This is a genomic window from Pseudomonas sp. MYb60 (genome assembly GCF_002979555.1).
Lineage (GTDB): Bacteria > Pseudomonadota > Gammaproteobacteria > Pseudomonadales > Pseudomonadaceae > Aquipseudomonas.
Map to the genome: position 1 here is coordinate 16,180 of NZ_PCOZ01000025.1, position 22,912 is coordinate 39,091.

Consider the following 22,912-nt stretch of genomic DNA (forward strand, 5'->3'; position numbering starts at 1 on the left):
CCCACCGTTTGCCCGTATTACCCATTCAGCCCTGTTGTTTTTCCACCCATTTGCCGTAGGCATCGATGAAGGCCTGCAGGAATGGCTTGGTCTTCTCCGACACCTTGCCCGCCTCGTCAAACACGTTGCCCGCCCCACCCAGGTAGGCTTCCGGTTGTTGCATGCAGGCCACGTCGAGAAACACCAGGGACTGGCGCAGATGATGGTTGGCACCAAAACCGCCGATGGCGCCCGGTGACACGCTGATGATCGCACCCGGCTTGCCGCTCCAGGCGCTCTGGCCGTAGGGGCGGGAACCCACGTCAATTGCGTTCTTCAACGGGGCCGGCACGGAGCGGTTGTATTCCGGGGTCACGAACAGCACCGCGTCGGATGAGCTCACCTGTTGGCGGAAAGTGCTGTAGGCTGCCGGCGGTGTCACGTCGATATCTTCGTTGTAGAGCGGCAAGTCGCCGATTTCCACAATGTTCAACTTCAGGTTGGCAGGGGCCAGTTCGGCCAATGCCAGTGCGACCTTGCGGTTGATCGAGTCTTTTCTCAAGCTGCCGACCACGACGGCGACGGTGTAGACCTTGCTCATTGGGGTTTCCCGACGTCTGACTAAAGGAGCCTGTAGTTATAGAGTTTTCGCGCCGTGTTCACCAGAAGGTTTTGATAATTCCCACAGCGTTTGCCTCGCTACCCAGCGCGTAGGAAGCGTCTGCAAATATCGACGAATAGTATTTTTATCCCGTAAGTAAACTACCCCGCTCCATAACGGTCTACAGAACCGCAAATCGAGTGTTTATCTCCAGAGGTTCTAAACAGATGGCAGCAGTACTAGTCGGACAGTTTCATGCCAGAGACGCGGAAGGTCGCGTGTATTCGGTGCATGAATTCCAGGAATCCAACCCGGCGCAAGGCGACCTGGCTGGTTCGGCACCTACCACCACCTACAAGCTGGCCATTGGCGACCGTGTAGAGAAACTGGAAGGCGACGAATTCAAGTTGATTCAATCGGGCACCATTCTTGTGCGCGAATCCGAGACCACCCTCGCTTCATAAGATCGCGCCTTGTGCACCTGCTCAGTCCTGGCCATTGATGGCATTGACTGGGCTGGCATGATCATGGTGCGCGAATCTGCGTTACTTCGACCCCCGAGTCCCCTTCCCCGCTTTTGAGTGTCACCAGCACGCGCCCCCGCTCGCCTTCGACCGCATATTCCGAGCGCGTATAGCCCGCAGCGTTGTAGCCAGGATGCGCCACTACCTGCCTGACCAGGGCAACCTCCAATACCGCACCGACTTGCTCGGCCACCTGCTCCTGAGAACGAATGAAGCCTTCCAGCGCAAGATTGTGCGGCGTTGTGTCGTTTTGATCATCGATGAGATAAGCGGCCACGCACCCGACGGTCACCAGGACCAGCAATTGCTTGGCCGTTACCCCGAAGTATTTCGAGGGAAGAGGCATATGAGACCAGACCTGTTTTTGTTGTAAGTGCCGGCAGCCGGCTTTGGTCGTTGTTGATCAGCACCGCCATTCTATTGAATCCCCGGCGCGCTGCACATAGACTCCGTCGATGCGTTTACGTCATCTCGAAGTGATTCAGGCCATCTTGCAGACCGGACACCTCGGCACGGCCGCCGAATGGTTGCAACTCCCCGTGGGCGAGGTGGACGCAGCCCTCAAGGACGCCGAGCAGCAGCTTGGCTTCATGTTGTTCGCCAGCGTGCGCGGACGCTTGCAGGCCACCCGGGAAACCCTGGAATTGCAAGCCGGGATTGCCCAGGTGTACGAAGCGCTCGAGCCTGTGCAACGCCTGGCCAGCCGATTGAAACACCACCACGCCCCACCCTTGCGCGCCTTGTGCACCCCGCCGCTGGCCAATCAACTGTTGCCACAAAGCATCGCCGCGCTGCGCCGACGGTTCCAGGACACCCCGTGCAACCTGTCGAGCCAGCCAACCCGGGAGATCATCAGGAGCCTGTTGTTGCACGAAGCCGACGTCGGTCTGAGCCTGCACGACCCGGAACATCCGCAAATCCGCAGCACGGTGCTGGCTCAGGGCAAACTGCAATTGCTGGCGCCCCATGGCTGGCTCAAGCCCAAGCAGAAGTACATCGCCCTGCAGGACCTGGCCGGCCAGTCATTGATCGGGCTCGAAGGCCAAGACCCCCTCAGCCGCTTGCTGGACGCGAAGCTGCAAGCCCTGCGACCGTCACCGGTGGTGCAGACGCACGTACAGACTTACCAGATGATGCGCAGCATGGTGGAAGCGGGAGAAGGCCTGGCGGTGGTGGACCCGTTTACGGCCGCGGGGGCGCAGGGTGCGTGCCCGCTGTCGCCGCCGATCACGGTCAACCTGTACGCGCTGACCCTCAAGGATGCCGTGGCATCACCCGCATTGAACGCGTTGATTGAGATCATCACGCAGAAAGCCGAAGCACTCCTGTAGGCGCAGACAACACGCCGCGCGCTCGGGAGTTTGCGAGCAAGCTGGCGCCTACGTTTTGAAAAGGCGGTACCAGAAAATCGCCACTTCACGGGTCTGGGGGTCGATGCCGCGATAGCGCAGCTGATCCACACCACCCATCACGTACCCACAGCGCTCATACAGACGGCAGGCGCCGAGGTTGTTGTTCTGGGTTTCGAGCATCATGCCCGGCAGGTTCTTCTTGCGACTCCAGAACTGCGCCACATCCAGCAATGCCTTGGCCACGCCATGACGCCGCGCGGGCAAGGCAACCGCCAACTCATCGACATGGGCAAAGCCGTTCCAGTTGGTGCTGACCACGATATGCCCCACCGGGCAATCATCCAGGTAGGCCATGAAGATCGCACTGTCCGGCGCATCACGGAAACTGGCGAACTCTTCCGGATCGATGCCATAACACTTGCGGTACGGCAAGATGCGCTCCACGGGCCATTGGTCGACCCGCTTGCCCATCTGCGGTTCACCGTAGGCGTTGACCTCAAAGCTGAAATCATTGCCCCACACGTAGGCGTCAAAGCCCTCGTCGGCGACCCGTACACTGAGCCCTGGATACTTCGGGTTCATTACAGCTTGCATAAACATCCCTAACTCTTGATGCAATCGACGGTGTAACAACGACCACTGCCGTCGTCTTCGTGTTGCAGCCCATGCACATCGGCAACAAAACCGGGAAAACTGCTATCGAACGTCCGGGCAAACGCCAGGTAGTCGATGATTGACCGCGTCGACTCGGTAAAGCGTTCTCCCGGCATGATCAGCGGAATGCCAGGCGGGTAAGGCACCAGCATCACTGCTGCGACGCGCCCTGGCAAGGCGTCGATGGAAACCGCCTCCACTTCGCCTCGCACCAATTGGTCATAGGCATCGGCCGGTTTCATCGCGATTTCCGGCAGTACGGTGTACATGCGCTTGAGGTGCTTGGCCGTAGCGTTGCTGCGGTAGCACCCGTGCAACTGGTTGCACAGATCGCGCAAGCCCAGGCCCTGATAGCGCGCCTGGCCTTGGGCAAACACCGACGGCAAGCAACTGGCAAGGCTGGCATTGGCATCGTAGTTACGCTTGAATTCCAGCAATTCGGTCAACAAGGTACTCCATTTGCCCTTGGTAATGCCCATGGAAAACAGCACGAGGAAGGAATACAAGCCGGTCTTTTCCACCACCAGCCCACGCTCCCAGAGGAATTTACTGACAACCGCGGCGGGAATCCCGCAATCGCTCAACGCGCCGCCGGCCGTCAGGCCGGGCGTTACCAGGGTGACTTTGATCGGATCGAGCAGCACGTAATCCTCGGCCACCTCGCCGAAACCGTGCCAGTCATCGCCTGGGTGCAACAACCAGTCCGCGGTGGCCACACGGTCGATGCCCGCCACCGACGGCGGTTGCCAGATGGAGAACCACCAGTCCTCGGCGGCGATGTGCTGACGCAGGTTGGCCAGCGCCCGGCGAAAGCTCAAGGCCTCATCGAACATTTCTTGCAACAACGAACGCCCCGCCGGACCTTCCATCATCGCCGACGCCACGTCCAGCGAGGCGATGATGCTGTATTGGGGCGAGGTGGAGATATGCATCATGAACGCTTCGTTGAAGCGATCGCGGTCCAGCTGGCGCGCGCCGCCGTCCTGCACATGGATCATGGAGGCCTGGCTGAACGCCGCCAACAGCTTGTGGGTGGAATGGGTGGTGAACACCAGCGGGCTGTCCGGGCTACGCGAGGTGCCCATGCCGTAACGCCCGGCGAAAAATTCGTGGAAGGCGGCGTAGGCATACCAGGCTTCGTCGAAATGCAGCACCTCGACACTGTTGCCCAATTGCTGCTTGATCAGCTCGGCGTTGTAGCACAAGCCGTCGTAGGTGGAGTTGGTGACCACCGCCAGCTTCACTTTCGGTTCGCGGCCACGGGTCAGCGGGCTGGCGTCGACCTTGGCGCGGATCGAGTCGGGGCTGAATTCGCTCAAGGGAATGGGGCCGATGATCCCCAGTTCATTACGTTCCGGGCACAGGTACAACGGGATGGCGCCGGTCATGATGATCGAGTGCAGCACCGACTTGTGGCAATTGCGGTCCACCAGCACCAGGTCGTCACGCCCGACCATGGAATGCCAGACGATTTTGTTGGCGGTTGAAGTGCCGTTGATCACGAAGAACGTATGGTCGGCGCCAAAGTTGCGCGCTGCCCGGGCCTCGGCTTCGGCCAGCGGCCCGGTGTGGTCCAGCAGCGAACCCAGCTCGGGTACCGAGACCGACAGGTCCGAGCGCAGGGTATTCTCCCCAAAGAACTGATGGAACGCCTGCCCGACCGGGCTTTTGCGATAGGCCACGCCACCGCCGTGTCCGGGGGTGTGCCACGAATAATTGGAGTCAGCGGTGTGTTGCACCAGCGCCTTGAAGAATGGCGGCAACAGGCCATCCAGGTAACTGCGCGCTGCGCGGGCTACTTGCCGGGCCAGGAATGGCACCGTGTCTTCAAACAGGTAGAGAATGCCGCGCAACTGGTTGAGTTCGCTCATGGCGTCGGCCGGTGCGTTTTCCAGGGTCACTTGCTCGCCCAAGGCGAAGATCGGCAAGTTGGGCGCTCGCAGCCGCGCTAGGCGGATCAGCTCGACCATATTCTGCAGCAAGTGGGTGTTTTCGCCGGCGCCTTCGGCGGCGATGAGCATGCAGGCCAAGCCATGATGGGTAGACGCCACCATGCGCCCCTCGGCGTAGTCCATCGCGGAAAAGACGCTGAAGCCCTCCTGTTCCAGCTCCCTGGCGATGCCTCGGACCCGATCACCGGCAACGGTGTCGGCCTTGATGTCGCGGTGCACGATAAGGACGGGAAACTTCAGGTCTTTGTACATGAGTGCTTGCAGTCCTGAGGGCTATGCACTCAAGGGTAGAAGCTGCGAGCAGATGTCGCGAATGAAGATTTAACAGGCCAGGAGGATCAAAATGTGGGAGGGAGCTTGCGCCCTCCCACACTAAGAATTCATTCAACCGGAATTATTGCTGGGTCAACTGAGTCCACAACGCCGGCGCACCCGCCGACTTGGCGATGGCTTCCAGGCGTGCCGCATGCTCAGCCATGTCCTGCTCGCTGGCGCGGATGATGGTGATCGGCTTGCGATCCGCCGGCAGCCGACGGATTTCCGAAGGACGGTTGCCCGAGCCTTCCGCCGAACCGCTGCCGTCCGAGGCGTTACCGGCCAGGGACAGGCTGGTCTGCCCGCCGGTCATGGTCAGGTAGACGTCGGCGAGAATCTCGGAGTCGAGCAAGGCGCCGTGAAGTTCACGGCCGGAGTTGTCGACGCCATAGCGTTTGCACAAGGCATCGAGGCTGTTGCGCTGGCCCGGATGACGCTCGCGGGCCATCATCAGGGTGTCGAGAATCGAACAGTGCTGGGAAATATCCGCGCGGTCGGTCTGCCCCATCAGGGCAAATTCGTTGTTGATGAAGCCAACGTCGAACGCCGCGTTATGGATGATCAACTGCGCGCCGTTGATGAACTCGAAAAACTCGTCGGCCACCTCGGCGAAACGCGGCTTGCCCTTGAGGAATTCGTCGGTAATACCGTGGACGCCGATCGCGCCCTCGTCACTGTCGCGGTCCGGTTGCAGGTAGACGTGGAAGTGACGGCCGGTGAGGCGACGGCCCAGCAGCTCGACGCAACCGATTTCGATGATCCGGTGGCCATCAGTCACCGGCATGCCGGTGGTTTCGGTATCGAGTACTACGGATCGGATGGCCATCAGGGTTCAGCTCTCAACGGTGTGATGTGTTTCGAAAGGCGCGATGTTAACACGTGAACCGGCATCAGCTCTGCTTGTAGCCCCGCACTTCGTCCACGCCACGGTTGGCCAACTGGTCGGCGCGCTCGTTGCCCGGGTGGCCGATGTGGCCGCGTACCCACTTCCAGGTAATGTCATGGCGATTGCATTGCTCATCGAGCAATTGCCACAGGTCGGCGTTCTTCACCGGCTCCTTGGCCGCGGTTTTCCAGCCGCGTTTTTTCCAGTTGACCATCCACTCGTTGATGCCCTTCATCACGTACTGCGAGTCGGTCACCAGCAACACGTTGCAGCGGCGCTTGAGCTCTTCCAGGCCACGGATGGCGCCCATCAGCTCCATGCGGTTGTTGGTGGTATTGGGCTCGCCGCCCCACAGTTCCTTCTCGACGCCCTTGCATACCAGCAAGGCGCCCCAGCCGCCTGGGCCCGGGTTGCCCTTGCAGGCGCCGTCGGTGAAGAGTTCTACGCTATCGGTCATCGGTTGCTCGACATCAAATCAAAAAGAGGTTCTACGGTTCGCGCTGCTCGCGGTTGACCTTGGCCATCGGCATCGGCACCAGCTTGCCCAGTTGCTCGCGGCGCACCTGCTGTACCGGCCGCAGGCCGACCACGATCTTGCGCGCCACCAATAAATAGAAGCCACCACCGGACAACTGCCACGCGCCGGCGCGGCGCTCCCATCCGGCGAGGCGAGCTTGCCACTTGGGGGACGAAAGCGGCGGACGATAGCACCCGAAGCGGCGTTTCTCCAGCGCGAAGCCCAGCAGGTTGAGCCAGTCCCCCACCCGTTGGGGCGAGATACAGCGCGCCTGGCGCAGTCCGTCATGGGCGAACATATGCCGCAAACCCCAACTGCTCCAAGGGTTGATGCCGACGATCAGCAAATGGCCACCAGGGCGAACGCTGCTCGCCGCTTCGCGCAGCAAACCGTGGGGCGACAGACAGAAATCCAGGCCGTGCTGCAACACCACCACATCGGCGGCATGCTCGCTCAACGGCCAGGCCTGTTCCTCGCACACGATCTCGACCCCCGGCAGCGGCGCGCCCAGGCGCACATTGCGCTGCACCTGCGGCGCCGACGGCGGGGTCTGGGCAGACGGGCCGTAATGCACCAGATAGCCACCAAAGAACCGGCCCAGCTCGTCTTCGAGCATGCGCCGCTCCTCCTCCAGCAGGAATTGCCCGATAGGCCCCGACAGCCATTCGCGGGCGGCGCTGATCAGGGCCAGCCACTCAGGATCGGCCTGGGCGAACGCTTTATCAGTCATTGCATTCTCCAACTCGCCTAGACGTTCTAAGATGCACCAATGTGTTCAGCTTGGCGAATCGAAGAATGATACAGATCAGTGCCCTGCCCGCCTTCACCGATAACTACATCTGGTTGTTACAGGACGCGCAGTCCCGACGTTGCGCCGTGGTCGATCCCGGCGATGCCGCGCCGGTACTCGACTGGCTCGACCAAAACCCCGGCTGGACCCTCAGCGACATACTGGTCACCCACCATCACCACGATCATGTCGGCGGCGTCGAGCAACTCAAACAGGTTACCGGCGCCAAGGTCTACGGCCCGGCGCACGAACAGATCCCGGCGCGGGATGTCGCCCTCGACGATAATGCCCGTATTAATGTGCTGGGCTGGGATTTCGACGTGTATGCCGTGCCCGGCCATACCCTGGGCCATATCGCCTTCTATCACCAGGGGGTGCTGTTCTGTGGGGATACGCTGTTCGCGGCTGGCTGCGGCCGCTTGTTCGAAGGCACGCCGGAACAAATGCATGCCTCGCTGACGCGTCTTGCCGAACTACCCGCCGACACACGGGTGTATTGCACCCACGAATACACGCAGAGCAACCTCAAGTTCGCCCAAGCGGTAGAACCGGAGAATGCGGACATCGCCGAACGGGTCGAAAACGTGCGCCAACTGCGCGCCCGTGGTGAAATCACGCTGCCATCGACCCTGGCGCTGGAAAAACGCACCAACCCCTTTCTTCGTACCTCTGAAACATCCGTTAAACAAAAAGCGGACGAACGGAATGGCCGCGACAACCGCTCTGGGGCCGAGGTGTTTGCTAGCTTGAGGGCTTGGAAAGATAAGTTCTAAAGGGATGCAATCTGATACGCAATTTCTGAATGGTTGACCGGAACCGAAGTGCTTTCTAGAATCGCCCGACATTTTTGCCCGGAACTTACTTCCAGCCAATGTCGTCATCTATTCGTAATTCCATCTCTTCAGACGCATTGACCCGCCTGGCTCAAGCCGTGGCGGTGGCCGTTTCCGCAACTCTGGCGGGCTGCCAATCGACAAATTACGCTGCACAATCCACCGTGCAACCCAAACCGAATCTTGCTGCCAAGATCAAGCAAAAACCCGTTATCTGGCTCTCAGAGAAGCCTGCCCCGGAAGTGCCACAGGATGTCTGGGAACGCATGCGCCGGGGCTTTCAACTGCAGGACGGCGTCGGCGTCAACCCGCGCATCGAGCAACAGCGCTTGTGGTTCGCCAGCAACCCGTCCTTCCTGGAGAACGCCGGCGAACGCGGCAGCCTCTACATTCATTACATCGTCGAACGCCTTGAAGAACGCAACATGCCGCTGGAGCTGGCGCTGCTGCCAGTGATTGAAAGTGCCTACAACCCAATGGCCTATTCGCGCAGCGACGCAGTGGGCCTGTGGCAGTTCATTCCTTCCACCGGGCGCTACTTCAACCTGCGCCAGACGCGCGCCTACGACGGCCGCCGAGACATCACCGCCTCCACCACCGCCGCCCTGGACTACCTGACCCGTCTGCACGATATGTTCAACGGTGACTGGTTGCTGGCCCTTGCGGCCTACAATGCCGGTGAAGGCACCGTGAGCCGGGCCATCGAGCGCAACGAGAAGCTCGGCCTGCCGACCGACTACTGGAACCTGCCACTGCCCCAGGAAACCAAGGACTACGTGCCCAAGTTCCTGGCACTGTCCCAAGTGGTGCTGGCCCCCGAGGCCTACGGCGTCAACCTGAACCCGATTGCCAACACGCCGTACTTCGAAGTGGTTGAGGTCAAGCAAAGCATGGACCTGTCCCGGGTCGCCGCGCTGGCCGAGATCGACGAAGACGAACTGTTCCAGCTCAACCCAGCGCTCAAGCAACGAACCACCCTGGACGGCCCCCAGCATTTGCTGGTGCCAACCTCCAAGGCCCAGTTGCTTACCAGCACCCTTTCGACGATGAAGCCGGAAGAATTGCTGAGCATGCGCCCGAAAAAGCCGGTGTTCGACGAAGTCGAGACCAAGGCCGTGGCCGGCCGTACCCGCAACTACAAGGTACGCAGTGGCGACAACCTTACGCTGATCGCCAAGGCCAACAGGGTCGACGTGCATGACCTGCAGCGCTGGAACAAGCTCAACGGCCAATCGCTCAAGGTCGGCCAGACCCTGGTGATGCAGGACACGCGCAAGATCGCCGCGAAAAAGCCGGTGCAGTACAAGGTCAAGAAAGGCGACTCGCTGTACATCGTCGCCAAGCGCTTCAACGTTGAAATGCAACACCTCAAGCGTTGGAACCCGCGCACTGGCCAGGCGCTGAAACCAGGGCAGATGCTGGTGGTTTCCGGGCCGCGCTGAGGCCTCAAGTCCACCGAGGACTCAATGTGGGAGGGGGCTTGCCCCCGATAGCGGAGTGCCAGCCAGCCGATTCATTGGCTGACACACTGCCATCGGAGGCAAGCCCCCTCCCACATTGATCGGCTGTGCTTTCAGCAACCTTTTTCCAACCGGAACAAGCTGTTACTGTACCGATCATAAAGCCCAAGCCGCATGGATCGGATCTCTGACTTGAAGCGTCCCCTCCTTCTACTGATAAGTCTGGCCTTGAGCTTTGGTGCGAACGCAGCGATTACCGAAAGCCACGGTTATACGCAGTTCGGCAGGCTCAAATACCCGGCAAAATTCACCCACTTCGATTGGGTAAACCCCGCAGCGCCGAAAGGCGGTACCTTGCGGGTCATGGCATTTGGCACCTTCGATACGCTCAACCCCTACACCTTCAAGGGCTCTAGCCCAGTTTCCACCCCCAATTTCCTGCAATACGGCGTCAATGAGCTGAACGAGCCCTTGATGGTCGGCACCGGCCAGTACGCGCCGTCCGGCGATGAACCCACGTCCAGCTACGGCCTGATCGCCCAGTCGGTGGAATACAGCGAAGATCGCAGCTGGGTGGTGTTCAACCTGCGGTCCGAAGCGCGCTTTCACGATGGCAAGCCGATCACCGCCTACGACGTGGCGTTTTCCTATCGCACCTTGTTGACCGAAGGCCACCCGCAATACCGCACCAACCTGCAAGAAGTGGCACGGGTGGATGTGCTCAACCGTCATCGCATCCGCTTTGTGTTCAAGCGCGCCGGCAACCCGTTGCTGATCCTGCGCCTGGGCGAACTGCCAGTGCTGCCCCAGCATTACTGGAAGAACCGCGACTTCAAGGCCACCACTTTCGAACCGCCCTTGGGCAGCGGACCTTACCGTATCAGCAAGGTCACGCCGGGCCGCCAACTGGTGTTCGAGCGGGTCAAGGACTATTGGGGCAGGCACCTGCCGGTCAACCAGGGTTTCTATAATTACGACAAGGTCGACGTGGAGTTCTACCGCGACAGCGACGTGGCCTTCGAAGCCTTCAAGGCTGGCGAATTCGATATCTATATTGAGCACCAGGCCAAGAATTGGGCCAATGGCTACCACTTCCCGGCGGTGAACCGTGGCGAAGTGATCAAGGCGCAGATCCCGCACCAGATCCCGACCCAGAGTCAGGGCCTGTTCATGAACACCCGGCGCGCCACCTTCAGCCAGACCAAGGTGCGCGAAGCCCTGGGGCTGATGTTCGACTTCGAATGGACCAACCGCACCCTGTTCAGCAGTGCCTACAAGCGCACCCTCAGTTATTACCCCAACAGCGAATTCTCCGCCACCGGCGTTCCCACCGGCCACGAATGGCTGATGCTCTCGCCTTACCGCGACCAACTGCCTGCCAACCTGTTTACCCAGCCGTTCAGCCTGCCGCAGACCGACGGGCGCGGCATCCCGCGAGACACCATGCGCCGTGCCCTCGCCCTGTTGAACGAAGCCGGCTGGCAGCTATCCGGCCAACGCCTGCTGGACAGCAAGGGCCAACCGCTGCGCTTCGAGATCCTGCTGGTGAATCCGAACCTGGAGCGCATCCTGCAGCCCTACGTCGAGAACCTGATCAGCATCGGCATCGACGCGCGCCTGCGCACCGTCGACCGTGCCCAGTACAAGCAACGCCTGGATCAATTCGACTTCGACATGATCCTCATCACCCTGGGGCAAACCCTCAGCCCCGGCCTGGAACAGTGGCAGTACTTCCACTCCAGCCAGGCCTCGATCAAGGGCAGCAAGAACTACGCCGGCATCGCCAACCCGATTGTCGATCACCTGCTCGAACAACTGCTCGCGGCCCAGACCCGCGAAGAACAACTGGCCGCCGGCCGCGCCCTGGACCGGGTGCTCCTGTGGCAGCACTACAGCATTCCCAACTGGTACCTCAACTATCATCGCCTGGCGTACCGCAACCGGTTCGCCTTTGTCACCACGCCGCCCTACAGCCTGGGCCTGAGTGCGTGGTGGCTGAAAGCGTCGGAGAAAGCCCAATGATGTCTTTGCGTACTGCCCTGTTCGGCAGCCTGTTGCTGTGCGCCGCGGCCAATGCCGCGCCGCAACATGCATTGACGCTGTACAACGAACCGCCCAAGTATCCGGCGAATTTCAAGCACACCGACTACGTCAACCCCGACGCGCCCAAGGGCGGCACGTTCCGTGAGTCGAGCCTGTCCGGCTTCGACAGCTTCAATCCGTTTATCAGCAAAGGCGTGCCTGCCGACAATATCAGCCTGATCTACGACACCCTGGCCACCCAAAGCCTGGATGAACCCTTTACCGAATACGGCCTGGTGGCCGGCAAGATCGAAAAGGCCCCGGACAACAGTTGGGTGCGGTTCTACCTGCGCCCCGAAGCCCGTTTCCACGACGGCCACCCCATGCGTGCCGAAGACGTGGTGTTCACCTTCAATACCCTGGTCAAGGACGGCACCCCGCTGTACCGCACCTACTACGCCGATGTCGACGAAGTAGTCGCCGAAGACCCCCTGCGGGTGCTGTTCAAGTTCAAGCGCACTAACAACCGTGAGCTGCCGCTGATCCTCGGCCAGTTGCCGGTATTGCCCAAGCACTGGTGGGCCAGCCGCGATTTCACCAAGGGCAACCTCGAAATGCCTCTGGGCAGCGGCCCCTACAAAGTGGCCGAAGTGAAAGCCGGTCGCTCGGTACGCTATGAGCGGGTCAAGGACTACTGGGGCAAGGACCTGCCGATCAACAAGGGCCTGTACAACTTCGACCAGCGCATCACGGACTATTACCGCGACGCCACCGTCGCGCTGGAGGCCCTAAAGGCCGGGCAATTCGATTACTGGGCCGAGTTCAGCGCCAAGAACTGGGCCAACGCCTACAACGTGCCGGCGGTGACCGAGGGCCGCTTGATCAAGGAGCAGATCCCCAACGGCAATCCCACCGGCATGCAAGGCTTCGTCTTCAATGTGCGCAAGCCGATGTTCCAGGACGTGCGGGTGCGCAAGGCCATCAGCCTGTTGCTGGATTTCGAGTGGAGCAACAAGCAACTGTTCAACGGCGCCTACACGCGCACCCGCAGTTACTTCGAAAACTCCGACATGGCCGCCACCGGCTTGCCCGGTCCGGATGAACTGGCGATTCTCGAACCGCTGCGCGACCAGATCCCGCCGCAGGTATTCACCGAGGCCTTCGAACCGGCCAAAACCGACGGCAGCGGCATGATCCGCACCCAGCAACGCGAGGCTTACCAACTGCTGCAGGAAGCTGGCTGGAAGATCGTCGACGACAAGATGGTCGACACCACCGGCAAACCGGTGACCATCGAATTCCTGCTGGCCCAGACTGAATTCGAGCGCATCCTGTTGCCGTTCAAGCGCAACCTGGCGGACCTGGGGATCGACCTGGTGATTCGCCGGGTCGACGTCTCACAGTTCATCACGCGGCTGCGCTCACGGGACTTCGACATGCTGGTGGGCAGCTTCCCGCAATCGTCGTCGCCCGGTAACGAGCAGCGCGAGTTCTGGAAGTCCACCAGCGCCGACAAGCCCGGCAGTCGCAATTACATGGGCCTGAAAGACCCGGCTGTCGACCGCTTGGTGGAAGAGTTGATCGACTCCGAATCCCGCGCCAGCCTGATCGCCCACGCCAAATCCCTGGATCGGGTGCTGCAATTTGGCTACTACGTGATTCCCAACTGGCACATCAAGACCTTCCGCGTGGCCTACTGGAATCATTTGGGCCACCCCAAGGTATCGCCGCTCTATGACGTCGGCACCGCGACCTGGTGGGCCAAGCCCGACGTAAAACCTGCTGTCACCCTGGACACGAGCGCCGAACCGGCGAGCGGAGGCGATTAAATGCTGGCCTATATCTTTCGCCGCCTGTTGCTGATCATCCCCACGCTGTTCGGGATCCTGCTGATCAACTTCGTGATTATCCAGGCCGCCCCCGGTGGCCCGGTGGAACAGATGATCGCCAAGCTCGAGGGTTTTGACGGCGCCACCAGCCGCATCGCCGGCGGCGGGGCCGAGGTCGCGGTGGCCGGTTCCAGCTACCGGGGTGCCCAGGGCCTGGACCCGGCGCTGATCAAGGAAATCGAGAAGATGTACGGCTTCGACAAATCGGCGCCGGAGCGTTTGTGGATCATGGTCAAGAACTACGCCCAGCTCGACTTCGGCAACAGCTTCTTCCGCGACGCCAAGGTCATCGACCTGATCAAGGAAAAGATGCCGGTGTCCATTTCCCTCGGGTTATGGAGCACGCTGATCATGTACCTGGTGTCGATCCCGCTGGGCATCGCCAAGGCCACACGCCACGGCAGTCACTTCGATGTGTGGACCAGTTCGGCAATCATCGTCGGCTACGCGATCCCGGCCTTCCTGTTCGCGATCCTGCTGATCGTGGTGTTTGCCGGCGGCAGTTATTTCGATTGGTTCCCGTTGCGCGGGCTCACCTCCAACAACTTCGATGAATTGAGCTGGGGCGGCAAGATCCTCGACTATTTCTGGCACCTGGCCTTGCCGATCACCGCCTTGGTGATTGGCAACTTTGCCACCATGACCCTGCTGACCAAGAACAGCTTTCTCGACGAGATCAACAAACAATATGTGGTCACCGCCAAGGCGAAGGGCCTGACCAACCACCGCGTGCTCTACGGCCACGTATTCCGCAACGCGATGCTGCTGGTGATCGCCGGCTTCCCTTCGGCCTTCATCGGCATCTTCTTCACCGGATCCTTGCTGGTGGAAGTGATCTTCTCCCTCGACGGCCTTGGCCTGATGAGCTTTGAAGCGGCGATCAACCGCGATTACCCGGTGGTGTTCGGCACCCTGTTCATCTTCACCCTGCTGGGGCTGATCGTGAAGCTGATCGGCGACCTCACCTACACCCTGGTCGATCCACGCATCGACTTCGCCAGCCGGGAGCATTGAGATGAACCTATCCCCCCTCAATCGCCGCCGGTTCGAGCGGTTCAAGGCGAACAAGCGCGGCTGGTGGTCGCTGTGGCTGTTTTTGATCCTGTTCACACTCAGCCTGGGCGCCGAGTTGATCGCCAACGACAAGCCCTTGGCCGTGCATTACGACGGCGACTGGTATTTCCCGGCGCTCAAGCGCTACCCGGAGACCACCTTTGGCGGCGAATTCCCGCTGGAGGCCAACTACAAGAGCCCGTACATCCAGGAACTGCTCAAGGCCAAGGACGCCTGGACGCTGTGGGCGCCGATCCCATTCAGCTACCAGAGCATCAATTACGACCTGAAAGTGCCGGCACCGGCGCCGCCCTCCAGCGTCAACCTGTTGGGGACCGATGACCAGGGCCGCGATGTGCTGGCGCGGGTGATCTACGGGTTCCGGGTGTCGGTGCTGTTTGCCCTGACACTCACCGTGTTGAGTTCCATCATCGGCGTCATTGCCGGCGCCTTGCAGGGCTTCTACGGCGGCTGGGTAGACCTGGCCGGGCAGCGTTTCCTGGAAATCTGGTCCGGCTTGCCGGTGCTGTACCTGCTGATCATCCTCGCCAGTTTCGTGCAGCCCAACTTCTGGTGGCTGCTGGGGATCATGCTGCTGTTCTCGTGGATGAGCCTGGTGGACGTGGTGCGCGCCGAGTTCCTGCGCGGGCGCAACCTGGAATACGTGCGTGCGGCACGCGCCCTCGGCATGCAGAACGGCGCGATCATGTTCCGGCATATCCTGCCCAATGCGATGGTCTCGACCATGACCTTCATGCCGTTCATTCTTACCGGCGCCATCGGCACCCTCACCGCCCTGGACTTCCTGGGCTTCGGCTTGCCGGCCGGTTCGCCGTCTCTGGGCGAATTGGTGGCCCAGGGCAAATCCAACCTGCAAGCGCCATGGCTTGGCATGAGTGCGTTTGCCGTACTGGCGATCATGTTGAGCCTGCTGGTATTTATCGGCGAGTCCGCTCGCGATGCCTTCGACCCGAGGAAATGAGATGAATCAGGACAATCTGATCGAAGTCCGCGACCTCAGCGTCGAGTTCGTCACCGGCGAGCACCACCACCGCGTGGTGAACGCCCTCAGCTTCGATATCAAGCGCGGCGAAACCCTGGCGCTGGTCGGCGAAAGCGGCTCCGGAAAATCGGTGACCGCCCACTCGATCCTGCGCCTGCTGCCCTACCCGCTGGCGCGGCACCCCTCCGGCACCATCCACTATGCCGGCCAGGACCTGCTGACCCTGAAGGAAAAATCCCTGCGGCATATTCGCGGCAACCGCATCGCGATGATCTTCCAGGAACCGATGACGTCGCTGAACCCGCTGCACAGCATCGAGAAACAGGTCAACGAAGTGCTCGGCCTGCACAAGGGCCTGCAAGGCAAGGTCGCCACCCAGCGCACCCTGGAACTGTTGGAACTGGTAGGCATCCCCGAACCGCACAAGCGCCTCAAGGCCCTGCCCCATGAGTTATCCGGCGGCCAGCGCCAGCGGGTGATGATCGCCATGGCCTTGGCCAATGAGCCTGAGTTGTTGATTGCCGACGAGCCGACCACCGCCCTTGATGTCACGGTGCAACTGAAGATCCTGGAGCTGCTCAAGGAATTGCAGGCGCGACTGGGCATGGCGTTGCTGCTGATCAGCCATGACCTCAACCTGGTGCGGCGCATCGCCCACCGCGTGTGCGTGATGCAGAAAGGTTGCATTGTCGAGCAGGCCGACTGCGAGACCCTGTTCCAGTCGCCGCAACACCCGTACACCCAGGAATTGCTGGCGGCGGAACCCAGCGGTGGGCCTGCCGGCAATGAGGTCGGCCCGCCGTTGCTGGAAGTCGACGACTTGAAAGTGTGGTTCCCGATCAAGAAGGGCTTTTTGCGCAGCACCGTGGATTACGTCAAGGCGGTGGATGGCATCAACTTCAGCCTGCCCCAGGGACAGACGCTGGGCATTGTCGGTGAAAGCGGCTCGGGCAAATCCACCCTGGGCCTGGCGATCCTGCGGTTGATCGGCAGCAAGGGCGGCATCCGTTTCGAGGGCCAGCAACTGGACCAGCTCAACCAGCAGCAGGTGCGCCCGCTGCGCCGGGAAATGCAGGTGGTGTTCCAGGACCCGTTCGGCAGCTTGAGCCCGCGCATGTGCGTGAGCGAGATCGTTGGCGAAGGCCTGCGCATCCACAAGATGGGCACCCCGGCCGAGCAGGAAGCGGCGATTATTGCGGCGCTCAAGGAAGTCGGCCTGGACCCGGATTCCCGCCACCGCTACCCCCACGAGTTCTCCGGCGGCCAGCGCCAGCGCATCGCCATCGCCCGCGCGCTGGTGCTCAAGCCACGGCTGATTCTGCTCGATGAACCGACCTCCGCGCTCGACCGCACGGTGCAACGCCAGGTGGTGGAGCTGCTGCGCAACTTGCAGGCCAAGTACAACCTGACCTACCTGTTCATCAGCCATGACCTGGCGGTGGTCAAGGCGCTGAGTCACCAACTGATGGTGGTCAAGCATGGCCAGGTGGTGGAGCAAGGTGATGCCCAGGCGATCTTTGCCAAGCCGCAACATGCCTACACCCGCCAGCTATTGGAAGCCGCGTTCCTGGTGCCGCCCAGCTGACATCACTCGGTTAAACAGGGGGCGCGAGCGCGCTTCAGCGCGAGGCTTGAATTGACCGGCCTTTTGTATGACGCTGTTGCCTGTCCACACCACGCTTGCCAGGGAACGCATGCCCATGACCGCTGCCACCTCACCGCTGTTCTGGCGCGACCCGGCGCTGGCATTCATCGAAGCGCGCACCATCGCCGATGGGCGCAAGGTGAGCTACAGCCTGCATGCCCACGAGCATTTTTCCATCGGGGCGATCACCAGCGGACGCAGTTTCTACCACTACGGCGCCGACACCTTCCAGATCGGCGCCGGCACGGTGGTGCTGATGAACCCCGGCGATGTGCATGCCTGCAATCCCATCGAAAACCAGCCGTGGTCGTACCAGATGCTGTACATCGATACGCCCTGGCTGACCGAGTTGCAGCACCAACTGGGGTTCAGTGCCGACCAGGGTTACCGGCCATTCGACACGCCGCATACCCAGGATGCCGTGCTGTACCGTGGCCTGCTGGAGCTGTATCAGATACTGGTGGATGGGCAGGCCGAGCACCTACACAAACAAACGGCCTTGGTCAGCTATTTCAGTGACGTGCAACAGCGGCTCAATCCGTCTGATACGCCATTGCGCGAAGTGAATTTCAAGCTGGAACGCGCCGCCGAGTACATTCGCGCGCACTGTACCGAGGCACTCAGGCTGGAAGCTATCTGCCAGGCGGCCGAGCTGTCGCCGTCCTACCTGATTCGCGCCTTCAAGCAGTATTACGGGTTGACGCCCCATGCATTCCTGCTCAACCAGCGCATTCAGTTTGCGCGTGCACAGTTGCGGGAGGGCCAGCCGATTGCCGACGTGGCCCTGGCGGCCGGGTTTGCCGACCAGGCGCATTTCCAACGCACCTTCAAACAGCATTTTGCCGCCACCCCGGGGCAATACCGCGAAGCACTCAAGCCATCAGCAAATAACCCACACTGGCCACCAGCAACGCGGCCATTGAACGGTTGAATACCCGCACGCCCTGTTGATTGCTCAGGTAGCGGCGCAAAAACGTACCGGCATACGCCCAGCACGCCACCGACAGGTAACAGATGACCAAATACAGGCCCGCAAACAGCCACACTTGCGCCGCATCCCCCTGCGCCACAAACAGCCCCATGCCCGCCACGCACGCCAGCCAGGCCTTGGGGTTGAGCCATTGCATGATCGCGCCGTAGAGCATCGACGGCGCCGTGGCGCTGCCGTCCGCGTCCAGACGCCCATCATCCATCGCCAGTTTCCAGGCCATGTACAGCAGAAAGGCCACCCCGCCCCATTGGATCAACTCGGTCAGGATCGGCCAGCGCAGCAGCACTTCATGCAACCCCAGGCCAATCAACACCAGCAACAGGGTGAAGCCCACGGCGGCACCGAACACGTGTTTCTGGCTGGCGACAAAACCAAAGCGCGCCCCCGAACTCAGTGCAACCACATTGACCGGTCCGGGGGTGATCGAGGTGGCCAGCGCGAAGGCGGCCATGGAGAGGATCAAGCTCATTGCGATTCCCTTTTTGTGCTGACGCTGAAGAGAGCATCACTCTAAAGGGGCCATCGCACGCGGTATTGAAGAAAATGCGCCTGGCGCGCTATTTCACAAACAGCTCACGGTCCCGTGCCTTCACGTGTCCAGGGCGATAGTAGGCGTCGAACCAGGTCTTGCACCCGGCCGCCGGCGGTTTGGCCAGGCGCAGGGTGCGCAGCGCACCGGGCTGGCTGGCGTTGACGCGAAAGTGGAAGTGGTCGAACAGGCGCAACGCTTCGATGGCATAGACCACCGCCACCTTGCGGTCTTCGATGCGCACCAGGTGGTCGCCGTTATGCTGCTCGCCCCCTTCGGCCAGATTGGATGAGCCGGTGTACACCGTAGGGTTGGCGCCGTTGAAGTCGGTGACCACGAATTTGTTGTGCAGCATGTTCCCGGCATTGCCCGACCATTCCGACCTGAAGGGTGCCGGCGCATTGCTGGCCAAATACGCGAAAGGCAACAACCCTACCGAACCATCGGGCTTACGCACCGCCAGCTTGCCGGTGCGCTGAGCCACGCCGTAGGAAAACAGCGCACGCTGCATCAGCTCATCGAAGGCCGCGCGCACCTTGCCGTTGATCTGGTTGAGGAACGCGATGGAGTACAGCACCGAGCTGCTGGCCTGTTCGATGCTGGTGGCGATGGGATCCAGGGACAACGCACTGTCGGCGTGAGGAGCGAAACACAGTGACACTTTGGATCCCGGCTGATCGCGCACCACCCACCACTGCTGCGAGAGCGGGTGTTGGCGAAAAGTACCAGGCGAACGCCAATAAGCCTCGAACACCTCGCCGAACTTGCCGGCAACGCTTTCATCGTCGAACAACAGCACATTATTGGCCTGCACATACAGGCCGCGCAGCGCGAAGTTGGTGGAGCCACCGAGCACCCGGACCGCCTTGCCCGCGCGACGCACGATCAGCACTTTGTGGTGCTGCAAGCCGGAGAAGTGCATGCGTTTGACCTGCGCCCCGCTCGCCGCCAGGCGTTGCGCACTGAGGCTCTCGCAACTGGTCGCAGGCTTCTGCCTGGCGCTGTCATCGATGATCGCCCGCAGGCGCGGGCCCAACTGTTCGAGGCGACGCAGGATGTCCGGTTCCTTGCTTTCGAACATCAACGCATCGAGCGTCAGTTCAGGGTCACCGGCCGCCTGCTCCAGCACGTCGAGTATCAACTGGCGCGCCTCGAACCCCAGCCAGCGGTAATGGGCCTCGAACGGCGCCATGTCCAGCTCGAGGTTGGCCGACACCGCCGAGCCCGAGGGCGGCAGGATACGGGTTTCGTTGTCGAACCGATCGCCATACGCCTGGGAGGATGCAAATCCTCGGGTAAAGCCGATATTGAGGAACTGGCTGATGGTTTGCGCTTCGAGGCTGACCTGGCCTTCCACCGCCACGCCTTTGCTCAGCGTGCCGTCCGCGCGCATGTAACAGGCGGTGACGCGATAGCGGTAATGCCCCGGCAGGATGTCGCTGGGCACATGGACCCAGCGGAATTTCTGGAACGGTGCTTCGGTGGAGGGAAACGTCCGCGGGCGCTCAGGCACTGGCGGATAGTCGAAGTGCAGGCGGTTGTGCAGCACGCCCCAGTGGCTGGCGCCGGGGTATCGCACTTCAATGCTGAAACCGACAAAGTCGGGCGTGGCCAGGTCCGGTGCGAGGTCAAAAGCGAGCAAGGCGGCCCCCTCTCCGCGATACAGCTTGAAGGTCAGCCCCTGGAACGTGGTCTTGCTCTCGAAATCGGCACTCACGGGTTTTCCCTTCTGCCGGGAGTCGGTCTGCTGAAGTCTAGCTGCTGTAGCGTTTCAAGCCACTGGCGCCTGGGTGACGATGTCGTCGACGCCCAAGACCCGCCCGTCCTCGGCGAGGATTTCGACTGTACGCAGCGGCTTGAGCGAGTGTGCATCCAGCAGACGGGTGCCGACGTCCTCGGGCTCAGTGAACGCTTCGCCCCATTGGGCCAGGGTGACCAGCACCGGCATCAGCGCGCGGCCTTTATCAGTGAGCTGGTACTCGCTGCGTGCGCCGACTTCGCGGGTCACCAGCAGGCCTTGCTCGACCATGTCCTTGAGGCGGGTGGCGAGGATATTTTTCGCCACGCCCAAGTGCTTCTGGAAATCCCCGAAGCGCGTCACACCGGCAAAGGCGTCGCGGATGATCAGCAACGTCCACCAGTCGCCCACCACGTCGAGGGCGCGGGCAACGGGGCAACCATTGCCCTCCATGCATTTGCGTTTCATCGTCGAGCCTCCAGGCTGCCTGAAAAATAAGGTTGCATTATAGGACCAATGCTCTCAAGATAAAAACGGTTTCATCATTAAACCTAACTGGCAGTGTGGAGTTCAGCATGGATATTCGTGGAAAAGCAGTACTGGTCACCGGCGCCAATCGCGGCCTGGGCAAAGCGTTTGTCACCGCACTGCTCGCCGCGGGTGCGGCCAAGGTGTATGCCGGGGCGCGGGACCCGGCCAGTGTCGATATCCCCGGCAGCACGCCGATTGCCCTGGACATCACCGACCCGGCCAGCGTGCAGCGCGCCGCTGCGCACGCCAGTGATGTAAGCCTGGTGATCAACAACGCGGGATTCCTCAAGTACGGCTCGCTGCTGGCGCCAGACAGCGTCGAGAACCTGCAACAACACTTCGACGTCAACACCTTCGGCACCCTGCGCGTGAGCCGTGCGTTTGCGCCAGTCCTGGCCAGACAGGGCGGCGGTGCGCTGATCAATGTGCTGTCGGTATTGAGCTGGCTGAGCCCACCGGGCACTGGCGGCTACAGCACTTCCAAGTCAGCCCAGTGGGGTCTTACCAATGGCCTGCGCGGCGAGCTGCGCGAACAGAACACCCTGGTGATCGGCGTGCACCCGGCCTACATCGACACCGACATGGTCGCGGGCGTCGATGCGCCAAAAAGCACACCGCAGGAAGTGGTCGCCCTCACTTTGCAAGCCCTGAACGAAGGCCGTGAAGAAGTGCTGGTCAGCGATACGTCCTACGGGGTGAAGGCCTCGTTGTCGACTGAAAAGCCGGTCTACCTCAGCCAGTGATCAGCGAAAAGTGTGTGCCCGTGCCGGCGCGCACGCCCTCGCCCACGGCCAGCGCCACCGAGCCGCTGGCCAGGGCAGTGTCACCACAGGCAAACACGCCGGGCACGGATGTCTGGCGCATGTCGTCAGTGTGCAGATACGCTCCGGTCGGCCCCTCGGCCAATTGGCAGCCCAGTTGCTGCACCAGTGGGCTGATCCGCGTGCGGGACAGCGTGAACAGGCCGTCGAGGCTGAACACCTGGCCATCCTCCAGCTCCACATCTGCGCGCTCACCGCGAATACGCCGGACCACCCCGGCCTGCACGCTGACACCGCGCCGATCCAACTGCGCCTGTTGTTCGGCATCCGGGGTAAACACGCCATGGGTGAACAAGGTGGTGGTTCCCCAGTCCGGCAACATCAGCGCGTGGTGCATCGACAGCGGCGACGAGGCCAGCACACCGATGCGTCCCTGATCCAGCTCATACCCATGGCAGTACGGGCAATGGAAGACCCGCTTGCCCCAACGCTCCTGCAAACCTTCGATCGCCGGTAAATCGTCCGACACACCCGTGGCAATGATCAGGCGCCTGGCCTGGAAGTCACCCTGGCCTAGGGTGCGTACGCGGAAGGCATCCAGGTGCCCGTCAACCTGTATGGCGCTGTCTTGCACCCAACTCACGCTGGGGTACTCCATCAGTTGGCTGCGCCCCTGCGCGGCAATGACTTCCGGCGGCTGACCGTCCTGGCCGAGAAACCCGTGGGACGTTGCGGCAAACCGGTTGCGCCGCTGCCCCGCATCGATCACCAGTACCGTGCGCCGCGCGCGGGCCAGTTGCAGGCCCGCAGACAGGCCGGCATAGCTGCCGCCCAGGATAATCACGTCGTGCATCATCAACGTACCGCCGCTAAAAAGGTGCACACGG

Annotated in this window: 22 protein-coding genes; 11 read left to right on the forward strand and 11 right to left on the reverse strand. The window is 61.4% G+C overall.

The features are described 5' to 3' along the window. Nucleotides 1-25: 25 nt before the first annotated feature. Nucleotides 26-580, reverse strand: a complete 555-nt coding sequence (locus tag CQ041_RS24200) for an NADPH-dependent FMN reductase (protein WP_105524928.1) — start codon at nucleotides 578-580, stop codon at nucleotides 26-28. A gap of 227 nt (nucleotides 581-807) precedes the next feature. Between CQ041_RS24200 and CQ041_RS24205 the strand changes: the two genes are divergently transcribed. After that, nucleotides 808-1,044, forward strand: coding sequence for a hypothetical protein (locus CQ041_RS24205; RefSeq protein ID WP_105524929.1), 237 nt, complete (start codon nucleotides 808-810; stop codon nucleotides 1,042-1,044). Between the two features lie 61 nt (nucleotides 1,045-1,105). Here CQ041_RS24205 and CQ041_RS24210 read toward each other — a convergent pair whose 3' ends face one another. Continuing rightward, a complete protein-coding gene (locus CQ041_RS24210) occupies nucleotides 1,106-1,450 on the reverse strand; it encodes a hypothetical protein (protein ID WP_105524930.1) in 345 nt (114 codons plus the stop codon). 109 nt (nucleotides 1,451-1,559) lie between these two features. Between CQ041_RS24210 and CQ041_RS24215 the strand changes: the two genes are divergently transcribed. After that, nucleotides 1,560-2,435: a LysR substrate-binding domain-containing protein gene (locus tag CQ041_RS24215; RefSeq protein WP_105524931.1), complete on the forward strand. Its 876-nt coding sequence runs from the start codon at nucleotides 1,560-1,562 to the stop codon at nucleotides 2,433-2,435. A 48-nt stretch (nucleotides 2,436-2,483) separates the two neighbouring features. Here the strand turns inward: CQ041_RS24215 and CQ041_RS24220 are convergent, their stop codons facing one another. The 5 genes from CQ041_RS24220 to CQ041_RS24240 form a co-directional block, all read right to left on the reverse strand. Further along, nucleotides 2,484-3,050 (reverse strand): GNAT family N-acetyltransferase, encoded by a 567-nt coding sequence (locus CQ041_RS24220; RefSeq protein WP_105524955.1) that lies wholly within the window; start codon nucleotides 3,048-3,050, stop codon nucleotides 2,484-2,486. A gap of 8 nt (nucleotides 3,051-3,058) precedes the next feature. Next, complete coding sequence (locus CQ041_RS24225) at nucleotides 3,059-5,314, reverse strand: Orn/Lys/Arg decarboxylase N-terminal domain-containing protein (protein WP_105524932.1); 2,256 nt, start codon at nucleotides 5,312-5,314, stop codon at nucleotides 3,059-3,061. A 142-nt stretch (nucleotides 5,315-5,456) separates the two neighbouring features. Beyond that, nucleotides 5,457-6,197 carry a DNA polymerase III subunit epsilon gene (gene dnaQ, locus CQ041_RS24230; RefSeq protein ID WP_163001950.1) on the reverse strand — a complete coding sequence of 247 codons (741 nt, stop codon included), beginning with the start codon at nucleotides 6,195-6,197 and terminating at the stop codon, nucleotides 5,457-5,459. Between the two features lie 70 nt (nucleotides 6,198-6,267). After that, nucleotides 6,268-6,720 (reverse strand): ribonuclease HI, encoded by a 453-nt coding sequence (gene rnhA, locus CQ041_RS24235; protein WP_010210917.1) that lies wholly within the window; start codon nucleotides 6,718-6,720, stop codon nucleotides 6,268-6,270. Between the two features lie 31 nt (nucleotides 6,721-6,751). Next, a complete protein-coding gene (locus CQ041_RS24240) occupies nucleotides 6,752-7,510 on the reverse strand; it encodes a class I SAM-dependent methyltransferase (protein ID WP_105524934.1) in 759 nt (252 codons plus the stop codon). A 65-nt stretch (nucleotides 7,511-7,575) separates the two neighbouring features. Between CQ041_RS24240 and gloB the strand changes: the two genes are divergently transcribed. The 8 genes from gloB (at nucleotide 7,576) to CQ041_RS24280 (ending at nucleotide 18,406) form a co-directional block, all read left to right on the forward strand. Further along, on the forward strand, nucleotides 7,576-8,343 hold the full coding sequence (gene gloB / locus CQ041_RS24245) for a hydroxyacylglutathione hydrolase (RefSeq protein WP_105524935.1): 768 nt from the start codon (nucleotides 7,576-7,578) through the stop codon (nucleotides 8,341-8,343). A gap of 98 nt (nucleotides 8,344-8,441) precedes the next feature. Beyond that, a complete protein-coding gene (locus CQ041_RS24250; RefSeq protein WP_105524936.1) occupies nucleotides 8,442-9,845 on the forward strand; it encodes a transglycosylase SLT domain-containing protein in 1,404 nt (467 codons plus the stop codon). A 210-nt stretch (nucleotides 9,846-10,055) separates the two neighbouring features. Beyond that, on the forward strand, nucleotides 10,056-11,885 hold the full coding sequence (locus tag CQ041_RS24255; protein ID WP_105524937.1) for an extracellular solute-binding protein: 1,830 nt from the start codon (nucleotides 10,056-10,058) through the stop codon (nucleotides 11,883-11,885). Continuing rightward, nucleotides 11,882-13,714 carry an extracellular solute-binding protein gene (locus tag CQ041_RS24260; protein WP_105524938.1) on the forward strand — a complete coding sequence of 611 codons (1,833 nt, stop codon included), beginning with the start codon at nucleotides 11,882-11,884 and terminating at the stop codon, nucleotides 13,712-13,714. Before CQ041_RS24255 ends, CQ041_RS24260 begins: the two co-directional genes overlap by 4 nt. After that, complete coding sequence (locus tag CQ041_RS24265) at nucleotides 13,715-14,788, forward strand: microcin C ABC transporter permease YejB (RefSeq protein ID WP_105524939.1); 1,074 nt, start codon at nucleotides 13,715-13,717, stop codon at nucleotides 14,786-14,788. A gap of 1 nt (nucleotide 14,789) precedes the next feature. Then, nucleotides 14,790-15,809, forward strand: coding sequence for an ABC transporter permease (locus CQ041_RS24270; protein WP_105524940.1), 1,020 nt, complete (start codon nucleotides 14,790-14,792; stop codon nucleotides 15,807-15,809). 1 nt (nucleotide 15,810) lies between these two features. After that, the gene (locus CQ041_RS24275; protein WP_105524941.1) at nucleotides 15,811-17,415 is read left to right on the forward strand and encodes an ABC transporter ATP-binding protein; all 1,605 of its coding nucleotides are present in this window, start codon (nucleotides 15,811-15,813) and stop codon (nucleotides 17,413-17,415) included. A 115-nt stretch (nucleotides 17,416-17,530) separates the two neighbouring features. Then, nucleotides 17,531-18,406, forward strand: coding sequence for an AraC family transcriptional regulator (locus CQ041_RS24280; protein WP_105524942.1), 876 nt, complete (start codon nucleotides 17,531-17,533; stop codon nucleotides 18,404-18,406). Here the strand turns inward: CQ041_RS24280 and CQ041_RS24285 are convergent. The 3 genes from CQ041_RS24285 to CQ041_RS24295 all read right to left on the reverse strand — a co-directional run bounded on the left by CQ041_RS24285 (nucleotide 18,348) and on the right by CQ041_RS24295 (nucleotide 21,201). Next, a complete protein-coding gene (locus CQ041_RS24285; RefSeq protein WP_105524943.1) occupies nucleotides 18,348-18,935 on the reverse strand; it encodes a LysE family translocator in 588 nt (195 codons plus the stop codon). The two genes, CQ041_RS24280 and CQ041_RS24285, sit on opposite strands and share 59 nt — an antisense overlap. Nucleotides 18,936-19,023: 88 nt before the next feature. After that, on the reverse strand, nucleotides 19,024-20,712 hold the full coding sequence (locus CQ041_RS24290; RefSeq protein ID WP_105524944.1) for a phospholipase D-like domain-containing protein: 1,689 nt from the start codon (nucleotides 20,710-20,712) through the stop codon (nucleotides 19,024-19,026). Nucleotides 20,713-20,766: 54 nt separating this feature from the next. Next, nucleotides 20,767-21,201, reverse strand: coding sequence for a helix-turn-helix domain-containing protein (locus CQ041_RS24295; RefSeq protein ID WP_105524945.1), 435 nt, complete (start codon nucleotides 21,199-21,201; stop codon nucleotides 20,767-20,769). Nucleotides 21,202-21,308: 107 nt separating this feature from the next. On the opposite strand from CQ041_RS24295, the gene CQ041_RS24300 reads away from it, so the two are divergent. Continuing rightward, nucleotides 21,309-22,007 carry an SDR family oxidoreductase gene (locus CQ041_RS24300; RefSeq protein ID WP_105524946.1) on the forward strand — a complete coding sequence of 233 codons (699 nt, stop codon included), beginning with the start codon at nucleotides 21,309-21,311 and terminating at the stop codon, nucleotides 22,005-22,007. Here CQ041_RS24300 and CQ041_RS24305 read toward each other — a convergent pair. Then, complete coding sequence (locus CQ041_RS24305; protein WP_105524947.1) at nucleotides 21,997-22,881, reverse strand: NAD(P)/FAD-dependent oxidoreductase; 885 nt, start codon at nucleotides 22,879-22,881, stop codon at nucleotides 21,997-21,999. The two genes, CQ041_RS24300 and CQ041_RS24305, sit on opposite strands and share 11 nt — an antisense overlap. Nucleotides 22,882-22,912 lie beyond the last annotated feature (31 nt).